Source organism: Streptococcus sp. V940 (assembly GCF_054353495.1).
The window spans coordinates 23,143-40,397 of record NZ_JBTHHZ010000002.1 but is presented as its reverse complement, the minus strand read 5'-3'; the positions used below and the strand labels follow the sequence as shown (position 1 = coordinate 40,397).

General features: G+C 42.1%; 12 protein-coding genes and 1 pseudogene. 2 read left to right on the top strand and 11 right to left on the bottom strand.

Translation table 11 applies throughout. From position 1 onward, the window contains the following. Nucleotides 1-10: 10 nt before the first annotated feature. A complete protein-coding gene (locus ACXYSM_RS06110; protein ID WP_006152970.1) occupies nucleotides 11-487 on the bottom strand; it encodes a PTS sugar transporter subunit IIB in 477 nt (158 codons plus the stop codon). Then, entirely contained in the window at nucleotides 484-2,271 is a 1,788-nt protein-coding gene (locus ACXYSM_RS06105) for a glycoside hydrolase family 35 protein (RefSeq protein WP_458634728.1), read from the bottom strand. The genes ACXYSM_RS06110 and ACXYSM_RS06105 overlap by 4 nt, the downstream gene beginning before the upstream one ends. Nucleotides 2,272-2,593: 322 nt before the next feature. Between ACXYSM_RS06105 and ACXYSM_RS06100 the strand changes: the two genes are divergently transcribed. Both ACXYSM_RS06100 and ACXYSM_RS06095 read left to right on the top strand, forming a co-directional pair. After that, a complete protein-coding gene (locus tag ACXYSM_RS06100) occupies nucleotides 2,594-3,310 on the top strand; it encodes a GntR family transcriptional regulator (protein ID WP_414254175.1) in 717 nt (238 codons plus the stop codon). Nucleotides 3,311-3,580: 270 nt separating this feature from the next. Then, nucleotides 3,581-7,756, top strand: coding sequence for a family 20 glycosylhydrolase (locus ACXYSM_RS06095; RefSeq protein WP_458634727.1), 4,176 nt, complete (start codon nucleotides 3,581-3,583; stop codon nucleotides 7,754-7,756). 45 nt (nucleotides 7,757-7,801) lie between these two features. On the opposite strand, the gene purB is transcribed toward ACXYSM_RS06095, so the two are convergent. The 9 genes and pseudogenes from purB to purM all read right to left on the bottom strand — a co-directional run bounded on the left by purB (nucleotide 7,802) and on the right by purM (nucleotide 17,231). Continuing rightward, a complete protein-coding gene (gene purB, locus ACXYSM_RS06090) occupies nucleotides 7,802-9,100 on the bottom strand; it encodes an adenylosuccinate lyase (protein WP_458634726.1) in 1,299 nt (432 codons plus the stop codon). 100 nt (nucleotides 9,101-9,200) lie between these two features. Further along, nucleotides 9,201-10,733 carry a hypothetical protein gene (locus ACXYSM_RS06085; protein ID WP_458634725.1) on the bottom strand — a complete coding sequence of 511 codons (1,533 nt, stop codon included), beginning with the start codon at nucleotides 10,731-10,733 and terminating at the stop codon, nucleotides 9,201-9,203. 118 nt (nucleotides 10,734-10,851) lie between these two features. Next, complete coding sequence (gene purK / locus ACXYSM_RS06080; RefSeq protein ID WP_458634724.1) at nucleotides 10,852-11,931, bottom strand: 5-(carboxyamino)imidazole ribonucleotide synthase; 1,080 nt, start codon at nucleotides 11,929-11,931, stop codon at nucleotides 10,852-10,854. Then, nucleotides 11,918-12,406, bottom strand: a complete 489-nt coding sequence (gene purE / locus ACXYSM_RS06075; RefSeq protein WP_458634723.1) for a 5-(carboxyamino)imidazole ribonucleotide mutase — start codon at nucleotides 12,404-12,406, stop codon at nucleotides 11,918-11,920. Before purE ends, purK begins: the two co-directional genes overlap by 14 nt. 31 nt (nucleotides 12,407-12,437) lie before the next feature. Beyond that, nucleotides 12,438-12,500: pseudogene (locus tag ACXYSM_RS06070) on the bottom strand (phosphoribosylaminoimidazole carboxylase); the annotation flags it as partial. Nucleotides 12,501-12,648: 148 nt separating this feature from the next. Beyond that, nucleotides 12,649-13,911 carry a phosphoribosylamine--glycine ligase gene (gene purD, locus ACXYSM_RS06065; RefSeq protein ID WP_458634722.1) on the bottom strand — a complete coding sequence of 421 codons (1,263 nt, stop codon included), beginning with the start codon at nucleotides 13,909-13,911 and terminating at the stop codon, nucleotides 12,649-12,651. 121 nt (nucleotides 13,912-14,032) lie between these two features. Beyond that, nucleotides 14,033-15,580 carry a bifunctional phosphoribosylaminoimidazolecarboxamide formyltransferase/IMP cyclohydrolase gene (gene purH / locus ACXYSM_RS06060; RefSeq protein WP_458634721.1) on the bottom strand — a complete coding sequence of 516 codons (1,548 nt, stop codon included), beginning with the start codon at nucleotides 15,578-15,580 and terminating at the stop codon, nucleotides 14,033-14,035. A 74-nt stretch (nucleotides 15,581-15,654) separates the two neighbouring features. Next, nucleotides 15,655-16,209: a phosphoribosylglycinamide formyltransferase gene (purN, locus tag ACXYSM_RS06055; protein ID WP_458634720.1), complete on the bottom strand. Its 555-nt coding sequence runs from the start codon at nucleotides 16,207-16,209 to the stop codon at nucleotides 15,655-15,657. Further along, entirely contained in the window at nucleotides 16,209-17,231 is a 1,023-nt protein-coding gene (purM, locus tag ACXYSM_RS06050) for a phosphoribosylformylglycinamidine cyclo-ligase (RefSeq protein WP_458634719.1), read from the bottom strand. The genes purN and purM overlap by 1 nt, the downstream gene beginning before the upstream one ends. Nucleotides 17,232-17,255: the final 24 nt, after the last annotated feature.

Below are 17,255 nucleotides of genomic sequence, written 5' to 3'. Positions count from 1 at the left end.
AAAATTTTTCCTATTTTAATAAGCTCAAAAAGTCTGAAACTGGATCATTTGGAACCATTTGAGCAGTAAGTTTAACACCTTTTTCCGCCAATTTGCGGAAATCTTCTACGTCTTTATCAACAACGTTAATAGAACGTGTGATCGCACGTGTTTCTGGTGTTTGAGACATATTGCCGACATTGACAGTTTCAAGTGGCACACCCGCTTCTACCAAACCGAGGAAACGGTCAGGTTTGCGTGCTACAATCAAAAGACGTTGGCTATCGTATTTACCAGCAAGGATATTCGCTGCTGCTTTATCAACTGGCAAAATACTAAGTTTTACACCTGGTGGTGTTGCGAGTTTCAAGCCGCTTTTTTCAACGTCGTTGTTCACAACATCATTGTCAACGACCATGATACGTGAAACATTAAGTTTAGCAGACCAAAGGTTTGCTACTTGTCCGTGAATTAAACGCCCATCGATACGGCATCCTACAATTGTCATAAGTTTTCCCCCTTTATAAGTTTTAGTGTAGGTTTACAAGTTAAATGTATGTGTTCCTTATACTCCCCTTCTGTTTCAAAGATAATGATGCGGTTGGCACCTTCTTTGAGATAGCTATGTGGAATATAAAGAGATAAGGTTGGACCGACATTCCAGAAACGACCTAGATGATGTCCGTTGATAAAAGCAATCCCTTTACCAAACTCAGATAAGTCTAAGTAGGTATCCTTTGGCGCCTCAACTTCAAAGTCATAAGCGTAAAAGGCAGGTTGCCCTTCTGTCCATCCCTTAGAGAAGTCAATATTCTCTGGGTTATCAAGAGGAAGTAGATATTGCTTCCAATTGAGCAAGAAATGCAAATCTTTACAAACACCTGTGCGAATTCCTTTTCGCTGTGTATCTGCTAAGAATTTGTGTCCATAGTTGACACGCCCCATATTTTCAATAAGGATGTCAAATCTAGAGAGCGCTTTCTTTTCGCCTTGATAAAAGATATCTTCACCGATTTCTGTTTGGTACTGTGTTGCCACCCATTTACCATCGATAAAGAGCTGAGCTCTATCTCGTCCGTCAATGATTCGAATGCGTTCTTCATCCGCATCCCAACTTGCTTCCGTACGATAGAGTAGGTAGCCGTAACCTTGTCCTAGCTCTTCCATTTTCTTAGGGTAGAGACTTTCAATCGGACTGGATAGGCTATCCAAGGTTTCGAAAAGAGAAACTTTCTCGACCAGTGGAATGTTTTCAAATTCCATACTCTCTTTGTAAAGCGGTTCAGATTGCGGATACTCAGGATAGTAAGTCGCCATCATTTCTTTCACTGCGAAATATTTAGCAGTTGGGTTTCCAGCTTCATCAAGAAGAGCGTCATAATCATAAGATGTTACTTGTGGTAAATCAATGGTTCCTCGAGCTGAACAACCATTCATAAAACCAAAGTTGGTTCCACCGTGGAACATGTAAAGGTTGATAGAGCCTTGCTCTAAAACCTCGTGGACAGCTTCTGCTAATTCCTCAGGTTCACGCTTGATGATTGGTTCTTTCCATCGATTGAACCAGCCATCCCAGAATTCCATACACATGAGTGGCCATTTCTTGCCGTGCTCATCAAAGAATTCTTGCATCTGTGAGAAATTATAAGCAGCCTTGGAACCAAAGTTCCCTGTCACAAAGAGATCATCCTCAATTAAGGTTCCAGCCTTAAGAGTTGCTCGCCATGGTCCATCTGATGTGAAAAGCGGACATGTAACTGCTCGTTCTTCCATCAAACGTCGAATTTCCCTCAAGTAGGTCTTGTCCTCGCCATAGGATCCGTACTCATTTTCGACTTGCATCATGAGAATGTTTCCACCGTTTTCCAATAATCTCGGAACTAGACGTGGAAGCAACTGATCATAGTAGCGACCAACCGTGTCAATAAAAGCTGGGTCAGATGACCGAATTCTCATATCCTTGGTCAAGAGCCATGCTGGTAAACCACCGAATTCCCATTCTGCACAGATAAATGGAGAAGGACGTACAATTGCATATAAGCCCAAATCTTGTGCAGTTTGAAGAAATCTCTCTAAATCAAGATTGCCTTCAAAGTTAAAGTTACCTTCAGCAGGTTCATGCATGTTCCAAGCAACATAAGTCTCAACCGTATTGAAACCTAGTGCCTTGAGGTTATACAATGAATGATGCCAATCTTCCGCAGGAACTCTAAAATAGTGAATGGCGCCAGACAAAATCTTGAATGGTTTCCCATCCAGATAGAAATCATCTTTAATTTCAAATCTTGCCATTCTTCCTCCCCTAAAAGCGAAAAGTTTGCGCTTTCATGTATTGTTATATCAACTATAAACTAATCAGGGATTAATGTCAATACTTTTTGAAATTTTCTTTAAAATTTTTCTATTTTTTTACTGAATCTTTTCTAAAACTCTTCTCAAATCCCATAAAATCAACATTCTGAAAAACTAATGAAATTAAGGAGGAAAACACTAATTATTTATATTTATCCTAAATTCTTATTCCGATATTTTAATTTTTTTAAGTGCTTTTCAGCTATTTTTAAGAATTTATGTTAAAATGATAAATGGAGAAGGAAAAAAATGAGGTGAAAATATGGCAATTCCAAAGTATCAATACATTAAAGATGAATTGAAAAATAAGATCATTTCTGGTCAATTTGCTAGTGGAGATAAGTTCTACACTGAAGCAGAATTGATTTCCATGTATGATGTTAGTTCAATAACAGTAGTTCGTGCCTTGAACGACCTTGCCAAAGATGGATATATTGTCCGCCAACAAGGTAAAGGAACTTTCGTAGCTCGTGCACGTAAACATAAACTCGTTGAATTTTCTGATGTAGAAATCTTCGAAACCAAAGATGATAAAGTAACTGTTCTTTCTATCGAACGCGGGAACGATCTTAAATACTTAGAAAAACTCGGCCTACGCGGCGATCAATTCTATTATAAGATTGAACGTGTTCGTGAAACAAATGGTGTTACCTATATCTATCACAGTTCATATATTCCTGAACAATACATCAATGCCAACTATCCAAATCTTGAATACTATAGTTCTATCTATACTCGTTTCAAATTGGACTACCACATTCACATGAATGACGAGCATTTTGAAGAAATTAACGAAATTGTATTTCCGACGCCAAAACATGCCGCTTCCATCCTAGGAATCGACACTAAATTCCCAACTGTCTTCCAAACTAAGACAACTCAGCTTGAAGCAACTGGTCAAGTTTTGGAATACATCGAAACTTATAAACGTTCTGATTTCTACAAAATTAAATTCATTTCTTGTGACCGTGGTCACTAATTTATAAAAATCCTGAGGCAACCGTCTCAGGTTTTTTATATACCCATTATAGCATCAGCTCCCTTCCCCGAAAATAGCATTTCAAGCAATTCTATAATTAGTAACCTTTTTACTAAAAAATAGTCAAAATTAGAAAAATATATCTTAATTTATAAATTATTCTATTTTTTATAGTAATTTCCTCAAAAACTTGACTTTATTTTAGTTAGAACATAAAATAGAGTTAGTATGTGAAAACGCTATCAAAAATATAAAAGGGGAGGTTTTTTAATGAAACCAGAAAATAAACAGCGCTTCTCTATTCGTAAATATGCAATCGGAGCGGCTTCTGTATTGATCGGCTTTGCCTTTCAGGCGCAGGCCGTTGCTGCTGACGGAGTCGTACCTGCTCCAACAGAAAATCAGCCTGCTGTCCAAACCACTGGAGAAGTCACTCCACCAACGAGTGAAGAAAAACTCGAGACTGCTCCAACAACAGAAAACGCTACTCCAGCTGCTCCAGTAGCAACTACCGAAGCACCAAAAGTTGAAGTTGCTCCTGCACCTGCCGTAGCAGAACCAGTCACAGCAGAAGAAACTCCAGCTAAGGCAAAAATTACTGAAGAAGTTAAGAAGACAGAATCTGAAAAAGAAAAAGAAGAAAACAAAGAAGTTGCTAAGGCCGAAGCACCCGCAGTTGCTAAGGTCGAAGCACCCGCAGTCGCTACAGAACGAGCAGCTCAAGTGAATGAAAAACTGGCTAAAAAGAAAATTGTTTCTATCGATGCTGGACGTAAATACTTCTCTCCAGACCAACTGAAAGAAATCATCGATAAAGCCAAACACTATGGCTATACTGATCTTCACCTTTTAGTCGGAAACGATGGCTTGCGCTTCATGCTTGATGATATGTCTCTAACTGTAGGTGACAAAACTTACGCAAGCGATGATGTCAAACGTGCTGTTGAAAATGGAACCAATGCCTACTACAACGATCCAAATGGTAATCACCTAACTGAAAGCCAAATGACCGACTTGATTGGTTATGCTAAGAATAAAGGTATTGGGCTTATCCCAACAGTCAACAGCCCTGGTCACATGGATGCTATCCTTAATGCCATGAAAGAACTTGGCATTGAAAAACCTAACTTCAACTACTTTGGTAAAGAATCAGAACGTACTGTTGACCTTGACAACGAAAAAGCAGTTGCCTTCACAAAAGCTTTGATTGATAAATACGCTGCTTACTTTGCTGGCAAGTCTGAAATCTTTAACATCGGTTTGGATGAGTACGCTAATGATGCTACTAATGCCAAGGGATGGAGCGTTCTTCAAGCTTATAAATGGTATCCAGAAGATGGCTTCCCAGACAAAGGTTATGATAAATTCATCGCCTATGCTAATGACCTAGCTCGTATCGTCAAATCTCACGGTCTGAAACCAATGGCTTTCAATGACGGTATCTACTATAATAGCGATACTACTTTTGGTACCTTCGATAAAGACATCATCGTGTCTATGTGGACTGGTGGCTGGGGCGGTTACGATGTCGCTTCTTCTAAACTACTTGTTGAAAAAGGGCACGAAATCCTCAACACTAACGATGCTTGGTACTACGTTCTCGGCCGCAATGCTGATGGACAAGGTTGGTATAACCTAGACCAAGGTTTGAACGGTATTAAGAGCACACCGATTACTTCAGTTCCAAAAACTGAAGGTGCCGATATCCCTATCATCGGTGGTATGGTAGCTGCTTGGGCTGATACTCCATCTGCCCGCTACTCTCCATCTCGCCTCTTCAAACTCATGCGTCAATTCGCAAACTCAAATGCTGAATACTTCGCTGCTGACTACGAGTCTGCTGAACAAGCTCTTAAAGAAGTACCAACTGACCTTAGTCGCTATACTGCAGAAAGCATTGCTGCCGTTAAAGAAGCTGAAAAAGTCATTCGCTCTCTTGATAGCAACCTTAGCCGTGCTGAACAAGATAGCATTGACCAAGCAATTGCAAAACTTCAAGAAGCAGTTAGCAACTTAGCCTTCACACCAGAAGCTCAAAAAGAAGAAGATGCCAAACGTGAAGTTGAAAAACTTGCCAAAAACAAGGTTATCTCAATCGATGCTGGACGTAAATACTTCACTCTAGACCAACTCAAACGTATCGTAGATAAAGCCAGCGAACTTGGTTACTCTGACCTTCATCTCCTCCTTGGAAATGATGGACTTCGCTTCCTCTTGGATGACATGACAATCACTGCAAACGGCAAGACCTATGCAAGTGACGATGTAAAAAATGCCATCATTGAAGGAACAAAATCTTACTACGACGATCCAAATGGAACAACTTTGAACCAGGCTGAAATCACTGAGCTTATCCAATATGCTAAGGATAGAGGCATTGGAATTATCCCTGCTATCAACAGTCCTGGCCACATGGATGCTATGCTTGTCGCTATGGAAAAATTGGGCATTGCAAACCCTCAAGCTAACTTTGACAAGGTTTCAAAAACAACCATGGACCTTGAAAATGAAGAAGCAATGAACTTTACAAAAGCCCTTATCGGCAAATACATGGACTTCTTTGCAGGCAAGACTAAGATCTTTAACTATGGTACAGATGAGTATGCCAACGACGCTACTAACGCTCAAGGTTGGTACTACCTCAAGTGGTATGGACTCTATGGTAAGTTTGCAGATTATGCTAATGGTCTAGCTGCCATGGCTAAAGAAAAAGGTCTTCAACCAATGGCCTTTAACGATGGCTTCTACTATGAAGATAAGGACGATGTAGAGTTTGATAAAGATGTTATCATCTCTTACTGGTCTAAAGGTTGGTGGGGTTATAACCTTGCATCTCCTCAATATCTAGCAAGCAAGGGGTATAAGTTCCTTAACACTAACGGAGACTGGTACTATATCCTCGGTCAAAAACCTGAAGATGGTGGTGGTTTCCTTAAGAAAGCTATCGAAAACACTGAAAAAACTCCATTCAACCAGCTAGCTTCAACTAAATATCCTGAGGTTGATCTACCTACTGTTGGTAGTATGGTAGCTATCTGGGCAGATAGACCAAGCGCTGAGTACAAAGAAGAAGAAATCTTTGAGCTCATGACTGCATTTGCAGATCACAACAAAGACTACTTCCGTGCTGACTACAAGGCTCTTCGCGAGGAACTTGCTCAAATCCCTGAAAACTTAGAAGGATATAGCACAGAAAGTCTCGATGCTCTCAAGGCTGCTAGAGAAGCACTTAACTACAATCTCAACCGTAATAAACAAGCTGAGTTGGATACACTTGTAGCTAACCTTAAAGCAGCAAGACTTGGTCTCAAACCAGCTGCAACTCACTCAGGAAGCCTTGATGAGAGTGAAACTTCTGCTGCAGTTGAAAACCGACCAGAGCTTATCACAAGAACGGAAGAAATCCTGTTTGAAACTGTCAAGAAGGAAAATCCTAACCTTCCAGCAGGACAAGAAAAAGTTGTCACTGAAGGTGCCAAAGGTGAACGTACAATCTATGTCTCAGTTACTACTGAAAATGGTAAGGAAACCGAAACAGTTCTTGAAGAAAAGGTCACAAAAGAAGCTGTCAATCAAGTGGTTGAGATCGGAACTCCAGTCACTCATGTAGGAGACGAAGATGGAGTTGCTCCTGTTGCAGATGCCAAACCACGTGTTGTCATCGAGGACGAAGAAATTCCGTTTACAACTATCACTCGTGAAACTGATGCATTGCCTAAGGGAGAAACTCGTGTCGTAACTGAAGGTGTTAAGGGACGTCGTAGTCATTTCTATTCTGTGTCTACTGCTGCTGACGGAAGTGAAGTGAAAACATTGGTCACTAGTGTTGTCGCTCAAGAACCAGTTACTCAAATCATCGAAGTTGGAACTCCAGTCACTCATGTCGGTGACGAAGAAGGAGTCGCTCCTGTTGCAGATGCCAAACCACGTGTTGTGATTGAGGACGAAGAAATTCCGTTTACAACTATTACTCGTGAAACTGATGCCTTACCTAAGGGAGAAACTCGTGTAGTAACCGAAGGCGTTAAGGGACGTCGTAGTCAATTCTATTCTGTGACTACTAATGCTGATGGAACTGAAGTTAAAACATTGGTAAGCAGCGCCATCGCTCAAGAACCAGTTACTCAAATCATCGAAGTTGGAACTCTTGTAACACATGTAGGAGACGAACATGGACTAGCTCCTGCTGCGGAAGAGAAACCGAAACTAGAAATTCCAAATGTGCCAACTCCTGTCGCAGAAGAAAAATCGAAATTAGAAATTCCTAACGAGACCGCTCCAGCAACTGTTCCTGCTGAGGAAAAACAAGCTCTTCCTCAAGGCCCAGCTCCTGTAGTAAAAGAAAATAAACTTCCTGAAACAGGAAACCAAGAGTCAGAATGGTTGATTGCTACAGGTTTGATGGCTGCACTTACAGCATATGGACTTAGCAAGAAAAAAGATTAAGCACAAATAAAAAGCGAGATACAATCTCGCTTTTTTATTTTATGATTAGTCACCCAAACCAATGCGTTCAAAGATCTCATCCACACGTTTGGTGTAGTAAGTTGGGTTGAAGATTTCATCGATTTCTTCTTGAGTGAGACGTGAAGTCACCTCTGGATCTGCTTCAAGAAGTGGTTTAAAGTCTACTTGGTTATCCCATGATTGAGCAGTCTTCGGTTGAACGAGGTCGTAAGCTTGCTCACGCGTCATGCCTTTTTCAATCAAAGTAAGCATCGCACGTTGACTGAAGATAAGACCAAATGTAGAGTTCATGTTGCGAATCATGTTTTCAGGGAAGACTGTCAAGTTCTTAACGATATTTCCAAAACGGTTGAGCATGTAGTCAATCAAAATGGTTGTATCTGGTGCGATGATTCGCTCTGCTGATGAGTGAGAGATATCACGTTCGTGCCAAAGGGCTACGTTTTCATAAGCTGTTACCATGTGACCACGAATAACACGCGCCAGACCTGTCATGTTTTCAGAACCGATAGGGTTACGTTTGTGAGGCATTGCTGAAGACCCTTTTTGACCTTTAGCAAAGAACTCTTCCACTTCACGTTGTTCTGATTTTTGAAGACCACGGATCTCCGTTGCCATACGCTCGATAGATGTTGCGATACTGGCGAGAACCGCAAAGTACTCAGCGTGAAGGTCACGAGGAAGGACCTGTGTAGAGATTTCTTGAGCACGGATACCAAGCTTGTCGCAGACATATTGCTCTACGAACGGTGGGATGTTGGCAAAGTTACCAACCGCACCAGAAATCTTACCAGCTTCCACACCAGCAGCCGCATGCTCGAAACGCTCGATGTTACGTTTCATTTCGCTGTACCAAGTCGCTAATTTCAGACCAAAAGTTGTCGGCTCCGCATGCACACCGTGGGTACGACCCATCATGATGGTGAACTTGTGCTCCTTCGCCTTATCAGCGATGATGTTGAGGAAATTTTCAAGATCCTTGCGGATGATATCGTTGGCTTGTTTGTAGAGGTAACCATAGGCAGTGTCTACAACGTCAGTAGACGTCAAACCATAGTGAACCCACTTACGCTCTTCACCAAGAGTCTCAGATACCGCACGCGTGAAAGCCACCACATCGTGGCGAGTCTCCTGCTCAATCTCCAAAATACGGTCAATGTCAAAGTCCGCTTTTTCGCGAATCAAAGCCACATCTTCCTTAGGGATTTCCCCCAACTCAGCCCATGCTTCGTCAGCCAAGATTTCCACCTCAAGCCAAGCACGGTATTTATTTTCTTCAGTCCAAATGTTCGCCATCTCAGGGCGGCTATATCTATCAATCATGTTTTCTTTTCCTTTCTTTGTTTACAATTAGGAAATCCGTAGCCCGTATTCAGTTTAGAGGATACGGCGCCCTTGTTCCTTTCTGTTTGTTTATTTTATTCTATAAAAACTGAAATTCGTCAGTTTGATACTGCATTCTTTTTTTCCAATACTCATTATACTTATTTGCGATATTTGAATCTTTAGCTTTCTCAGCTATTATTCTCCAGTTGTCGATTATGAACCTATCATGTTTTTTATAAAAACTTTCGCTAAAGTAATCATCATTCATATCGATTATAGATTTTTCAACATACTGGAAAAAAGCATTCTCGGTAAAGCTTTCAACAATTGGATGAGCTTTATAAGAACCTCTACAAGAAGCTTCAAGAATAGAAAAGAAAAAATCTAAAATATCGTTACTTTCCATACAATCAAAATCCTTAGGGATTAACTCACAAAATTCATCAATTGTTGGATTACTTATATTATATATTTGTGAAATAATTTTTTCTTTCAGAATATCTAAAAGTTTTTTCACTAAACTATTTTCTTCAAGGTCAAATAGTAATGAGATTATAAGATTGATAGACTCAATGTTCTCATTTTTGTATAAATCAACTATGGACTCTATTTTTTCAATAGCGTACTCTTTGGAGAAATGTTCATAAAGTATTCGTAAGAATCTTTTCATTTCATTATCTAGTATGTATGTTTTAACAGAAAAATTGACTCGTTCCTCTATTAAATTGGCAAAAATTTCTTCTATTAAGTGTTTTGGTAATTCTTTGCGAACTTTTACAAACTCTTGAAAAATATCACATAACAACTGTTTAGTAGCACTCTGTTCAAGTAAGGTTCTTAATATTTTTTGACTGTTACTACTATCAAATTTCTGAAAAACATTTGGATGAAGCCTATACATTATCTCAAAAGATGAATATCGCATAACCCCCTCCGACAAAGCAGGTTCGATGGAACGATTCAACTCATCAATATCTTCTATATTATTAATTAAAGTAGATATAAAATACTCATAATTTGTAGTTCCTTCACCTCTTAACTTATCCAACATTTTTTTTAATAAAATAACATATTTTTTATCATCAACAAATGTTAAAGCATTTGAAGTAATAGATATAATAGATGAAGTATCAATCGAAGGATAATAAAACTGTCCACCGATTTTGTTTATTAGAGAATTTATATAGACGTAACCTCCCAACATTTTCTTTGAAGAAACTAAATCAATCATTACTGAAAATACATATCTTGCTTTTTCTGCCGTGCATTTCTCCTCAGAGGGATGCGCGAAACTATTTCTTAAATCAAAACAATATTCCAACTCTTTAATTTCATATCTGGATAAAATTCCAAAACCATCTTCATTACAGAAATTTATCAAATCTCTTTCAAATGGTTTAGAATTATTCCGTTGAATTCTAATTCTATCAAATTGGCTTCTTTGACTCTCATTAAATTCGGTAGATAACATATCAATTTTTTTAAACAAATCGTCCATGCCAGCAATAACAGATAGAATAACACATGCCTTATATGCTTTTGTGTTATAGCAGTCTAATGCCTCTTTAAAATAATCTCGAATTTGTTTGTCGTACACCGAGTTTAATAGTTCTTCTTGATCTCTAATCATTATCAATCATTCCTTTTTACCAATAATTACCTGTCTTCTCTTGTCTATTTTTCACCTACGACAAGCCTAGTCAACCTTACAGGGGTAAGACGACGGACCTTATAACTGGGGTCCTGTCTTACTCCCCAAACTCCGCAACCTCATCTGGTACATCACTAAACAAAGTCACATGTCCCATTTTGCGGTTGTGCTTCGCTTCTATTTTACCATACATATGTAGGTGGGCGCTTGGATTTTCTGTGACATATTTTTCAGCAGCATCGACATGCTTGCCTAGGACATTGAGCATAACAGCTGGAGCATGCAATTTGATGTCTGGTAATGGTGTTCCGAGAACGCCCAAGATATGGGTATCAAACTGAGAGAAGTCGCAGGCTTCGATTGAGTAATGGCCTGAATTGTGTGGACGTGGGGCAATCTCATTGACAATGATGTCATCAGCAGTCGCAAACATTTCCACACAGAGCGTTCCAGATAGCTTGAGCTGTTCTGCAATTCGCACTGCCATAGCTTTAGCTTTTTCTGCTAGGCTTGCTGGAATGCGAGCAGGTACAATGGTTTTTGAAAGAATATTGTTGCGGTGGATATTTTCCTGAACTGGAAAAACCGTCACATCCCTGCCATTCCCTGACACGATGACAGAAATCTCAAGGTCAAAGTTGACAAATTCTTCCAAGACACAGTCTGCTGAGTCAGCTAGCGCATAGGCTTCTGCCAAATCTTCTACTGAGCGAATGACCTTCTGACCATGCCCATCGTAACCACCTGTCGCAGTCTTGAGGACATAGTTTTTAGAGAGGTCGATATCTGCCAAGTCTTGGCTTGAAGTCACGACCTTGTAGGGTGCCACAGTGACTTGAGCTTTGTTTGAAAGAAAGTCCTTTTCAAAAATGCGATTTTGGGAAATGCGGAGCAAGTCCGTTCCTTGAGGGAGTTGCCCATCCTTGATAACGGCATCCAAACCGTCAGCATCGACATTTTCAAATTCATAAGTGAGAACATCACAGCGGTCCGCCAACTGACGCAGGGCGTCCACATCATTATAAGGAGACACGATGATCTCCGCCACGCGAGAGGCCGGGCAATCCGCTGCAGGATCCAGTGCGATGACCTTGTGCCCCATGTAAATAGCAGAAATGGCCATCATCTGACCCAGCTGACCGCCACCGATAATTCCGATTGTTTTAGATGAGCTCATTGCTAGACTCCTCTGCGATTTTTCCTTGTTCTTCTGCGAAATCTGCCAAAGCTGTCGCAATAGCTTGGTCCTCTACTGACAAGAGACGGAGGGCAAAGAGGGCAGCGTTAGTCGCACCTGCTTCACCGATAGCCATAGTTGCGACTGGTACTCCGCCCGGCATCTGAACGATAGAGTAGAGCGAGTCCACGCCACTAAGAGCACGTGATTTGACGGGCACACCGATGACTGGAAGGGTAGTTTTAGCAGCAACCATCCCTGGCAAGTGAGCAGCTCCACCTGCACCCGCGATGATGACCTTGATACCGCGACTCCGTGCTTCCTCGGCATGTTTAAACATGAAGTCAGGTGTTCGGTGGGCAGAGACAACTTTCTTTTCGTAGGCTACACCGAAGCGGTCTAGGACTTCAGCAGTTTTTTGCATGGTTGCCCAGTCGGATTTTGAGCCCATGATGATGGAAATTACTGGTTTCATTTTTAATCCTTTTTCTTCCTTTTTTTGACAATCACCTTAGGTTGTGAGGGACGGCAGCAGCCACCGAAGGTGTCTCATGCCTAAATCGGAAGCCTTAAGTCTTCCGATTTCCCTAAACGATTGGCTTTTTAAGCCAATCGTTCTTTCACAACGGCGGTGATTGCTCTATATCAGCTCGCTAATGCTCGCCAATTAAACGACCATTATCGAGTTTGGCGACTGCGTCGCCTTTTCTTATATCTTTATCTAATTGCCTTGCTTCCGATATCCGTACGATAAAAGAGGCCTTCTGTGTTTTGTTTGTCGAGTTGGCTGTAGATGGTGTTTTGGCCGTCTTTGACGGTATCAGCTGTGGTAACCAGCATGTAAACACGGCCTCCGTTTGAAAGAAGGTCTTGCCCATTTTCAGCAAATTTAGCTCCGGCATAGTAAGTGATGATGTCGCCTTCTGTCTTGGTAGGAAGCTTGACACCTTTCTCATAAGCGAGTGGGTAGCCGTTTGATGCTACAACCACACCTAGTGTCACACCCTTATCCGTCCAAGTAATAGCTGGCTCTTTCACATCGAGGATATCCGTAATATTTTGTGCAAAGTCAGATGTCAAACGAGGCAAGATGATTTGCGTTTCAGGATCTCCGAAACGAGCATTAAACTCGATGACTTTGGGTCCATCAGCTGTCAAGATAAGACCTACGTAAAGGACACCAAGATACGGACGACCTTCTTTGATCATACCTTCAAGAACTGGCTTGACAATGGTGTCAACCGCCGTTTCAACCACGCTCTGTGGCAAGTGTGGAACTGGCGCATAGGCACCCATCCCACCAGTGTTGGGCCCCTTGTCGCCATCATAAGCACGTTTGTGGTCCTGAGCCGTTGGCATGATATAGAACTTGTCACCATTGACAAAGGCAAAGAGTGAGAACTCCTCCCCGTCAAGGAATTCCTCGATAACCACACGCGCACCTGAGTCTCCGAATTTATTGTCCAAAAGCATCTCGTGAGCGGCTTCTACTGCTTGCTCGACTGTCTCCGCAACGACGACACCTTTCCCAAGGGCCAAACCGTCTGCCTTGACTACGATTGGAGCGCCTTTTTCTTCGATATAGGCCTTGGCTTCCTCAAAGTCGGAAAATGTGCCATAGGTTGCTGTCGGAACATCATATTTGACCATGATTTCCTTAGCAAAATCCTTGGACCACTCCAGCTCCGCTGCCAATCTTGTCGGACCAAAGGCTTTGAGACCAGCTGCATTGAACTCATCCACGATTCCAGCCGCAAGGGCGTCATCTGGCCCGATAAAGGACCAAGCAATATCGTTGGCTTTTGCAAACTCAATTAATTTAGAATGTTCGGAAATAGAGATATCTACCAATTCCAGACCATCCAGAGTCATCCCGTCATTCCCAGGAGATACAAAGACTTTTTCAACGTCTTTTGACTCAAGCAACTTCTTAGCAATGGCATGTTCACGACCACCCGAGCCGACAACTAACAGCTTCATCTTTCAACCTCTTTTGCGAATTATTTACTAATATTATACCATAAACGTTCGTTTTAATCTTGTTTCGTTTCGCTTTTAAAGTAAAAAAAGGAAAGAAACTGTTTTCTTCCCTTTTATTTTCTTAATGTCTAAAATGTCTCACGCCTGTGAAGACCATAGTTAAGCCGTATTTATCAGCAGCTTCGATAGACTCTTGGTCACGGACGGATCCACCAGGCTGGATGATGGCCTTGATACCTGCCTTAGCGATTTCTTCCACGTTATCCGCAAATGGGAAGAAGGCATCCGAAGCAAGGACAGCACCGTCAAGGCGATCTTTAGCTTGGTCAATGGCAATACGGACGGAAGCCACACGGTTAGTTTGACCTGGGCCAACACCAAGTGTCATGTGGTCATTAGTCACGATGATTCCATTTGATTTGACATACTTGATGGCTTTCCAAGCAAACTCAAGGGCAGTCGCTTCTGTCTCAGTTGGTTGGCGTTTGGTTACCACTTGCCAGTCAGCTGGCCTTTCTTTGACCACGTCTTGGTTCTGAACGAGGAGTCCACCAACCACACCTGTGTATTCTGCTTCTACTTCACTAGCATCTTGTGCGTCAAATGGCAAGGCAAGAATGCGCAAGTTTTTCTTTTTGTTGGTCAAAATGGCTAGCGCTTCATCCGTATAGCTTGGTGCAATGATGATTTCAAGGAAAACACCGTGCATCTTCTCAGCTGTCGCAGCATCTACCTCACGGTTAAGAACGACGATTCCACCAAAGATAGACACTGGGTCAGACTTGTAAGCGTAGTCCCAAGCAGTCTCGATGTCATCAGCTTGACCAATCCCACATGGATTCATGTGTTTGAGAGCTACAACCGTTGGACGATCTTTGAAGTCACGGATGATACGGATAGCGGCATCCGCATCACGGATATTGTTGAAGGACAATTCTTTACCGTTAAGCTGTTTCGCTGAAGCAATTGAGTAAGCCGTTGGCAAGGCTTTTTGGTAGAAGTCTGCGTCTTGTTGAGGGTTTTCACCGTAACGCATTGGTTGTTTAAGGTCATAAGTCAGAGTGAGTTTTTCAGGTTTTGCTTCACCCACTTGAGCTGTGAAGTATTCTGCAATCAAGGCATCATAAGCCGCTGTGTGACGGAAAACCTTAGCCGCCAAACGTTGGCGAGTTTCGTAGCTTGTTTCGCCATTAGCTGCCAATTCGTCAAGAACAACAGCATAGTCAGCAGGGTCTACCACGACCGTCACGCTTGCATGGTTTTTAGCTGCTGAACGAAGCATAGATGGCCCACCGATATCAATGTTCTCAACGGCATCCGCATAAGTCACGTCTGGTTTGAGAATGGTTTCCTTGAATGGATAAAGGTTGACCACAACAAGGTCAATGAGCTCAATCTTGTTGTCTTTAGCCGCTTCCAAGTGGCTATCTAAGTCACGACGAGCCAAGAGTCCACCGTGGATATTTGGATGGAGAGTCTTGACGCGACCATCCATCATTTCCGGGAAACCAGTCACATCGTCGATGGCAATGGTCTCTACCCCAGCATTGTCAAGGGCAACTTTGGTACCACCTGTTGAGATGATATCCCAACCAAGTTTTTTAAGTTCTTGGGCAAATTCAACAATGCCCGCTTTATCTGAGACGCTGATTAAGGCGCGTTTAGTCATATTCTTTCTTTTCCTTTTTAAAAAAGTTCTTTCTTTGCTACAGTCGAAAATTTTCTTTCAGCTCGAGGGCTTCCTTATTTTCGTGCAGCCCCCAAACTATCCAAGACTTCTGGATAGAGTTTGTACTCTGTTTCGTGGATGCGAGTCTCGAAAGTATCTAGGGTATCCCCTTCAAGGTGTGGCACACGGACTTGTTTGATAACCTTACCAGTGTCCACACCAGAATCCACCCAGTGAATGGTCACACCAGACTGGTCCACGCCTGCATTCCAAGCATCCTCAATACCATGAGCGCCTGGAAATTCAGGGAGATAAGCTGGGTGAATATTGATGATACGACCTTCATAAGCTGCTAATAAGGTTGGACCGACGATTTTCATGTAACCTGCGAGACAAACCAAGTCAATCTGGTGTTCATCTAAGAGCTCAACAATGGCTCCTTCGTAGTCTGCTTTGCTCTCAAACTCCTTGAGTTCAAAGGCATAAGATAAAACCCCTAGTTTTTCGGCACGTTCTAAAACGTAGGCATCCCGATGATCTGAAAAAACAAATTCTACTGGAAATTGTTCCGCAATCACCTGAAAGTTTGAACCGTTTCCAGAGGCAAAAACAGCAATTTTTTTAGCCATTATTTAATCACCACACTTGCGCCATCTTTCTTCACAATACGACCAATTTCATAAACTGGTTCGTCGAGAATTTCTTTGACACGTTCAACATTTTCTGGTTTAACCGCAAGCATGAGACCAATACCCATGTTGAAGATTTCAAACATCTCTTCATGGTTAATTTGGCCATATTTTTCAAGAGCTTTGAAAATTGGAAGAACTGGCACTTTGTCTTCTTCGATCTCTGCAGCCAAGTCATCAGCGAACATCCGTGGGACATTTTCGATGAAACCACCACCTGTGATGTGGGCAATCCCATTAACCAATTCTTCTTTGATGAGTGGCAAGACAGCCTTGACATAGATGCGAGTTGGCTCAAGAAGAACCTCCTTGAGTTTCTTGCCTTCCAATTCTGGGAGGACTTCCTCACCTGTATAGTCCGCAAAGACACGACGAACAAGTGAATAGCCATTTGAGTGGATACCACTGGAAGCAAGTCCGAGAAGGACGTCTCCCTCTGCTACTTTTGAACCGTCGATGATTTGAGATTTTTCTGCAACACCAACAGCAAAGCCAGCCAAGTCATAGTCGTCTTCGCCATACATACCAGGCATTTCAGCCGTTTCTCCACCGATAAGGGCTGCACCGGCTTGTACACAACCTTCGGCCACACCAGCAACGACTTGTTCCAATTTAGCTGGTTCATTTTTCCCAGTCGCCACATAGTCTAGGAAGTAGAGAGGCTCCGCACCTGCAGCGATGATATCGTTGACACACATAGCCACACAGTCTTGACCAATCGTATCGTGCTTGTCGTACTTGATAGCCAGCATCAGTTTCGTTCCGACACCGTCAGTCCCTGAGATCAAAACGGGCTCTTTGACACCTGTTTTTGAAAGGTCAAATATGCCACCGAAACCACCAAGAGCTCCCATAACACCCGCACGCTCCGTACGTGCCACGTGTTTTTTGATACGTTCAACAACTTCATAACCCGCTTCAACATCCACACCCGATTGAGCGTATGCATTCTTATTTGTCATTTGTTTTTTCCTTTTCCTTTCCTT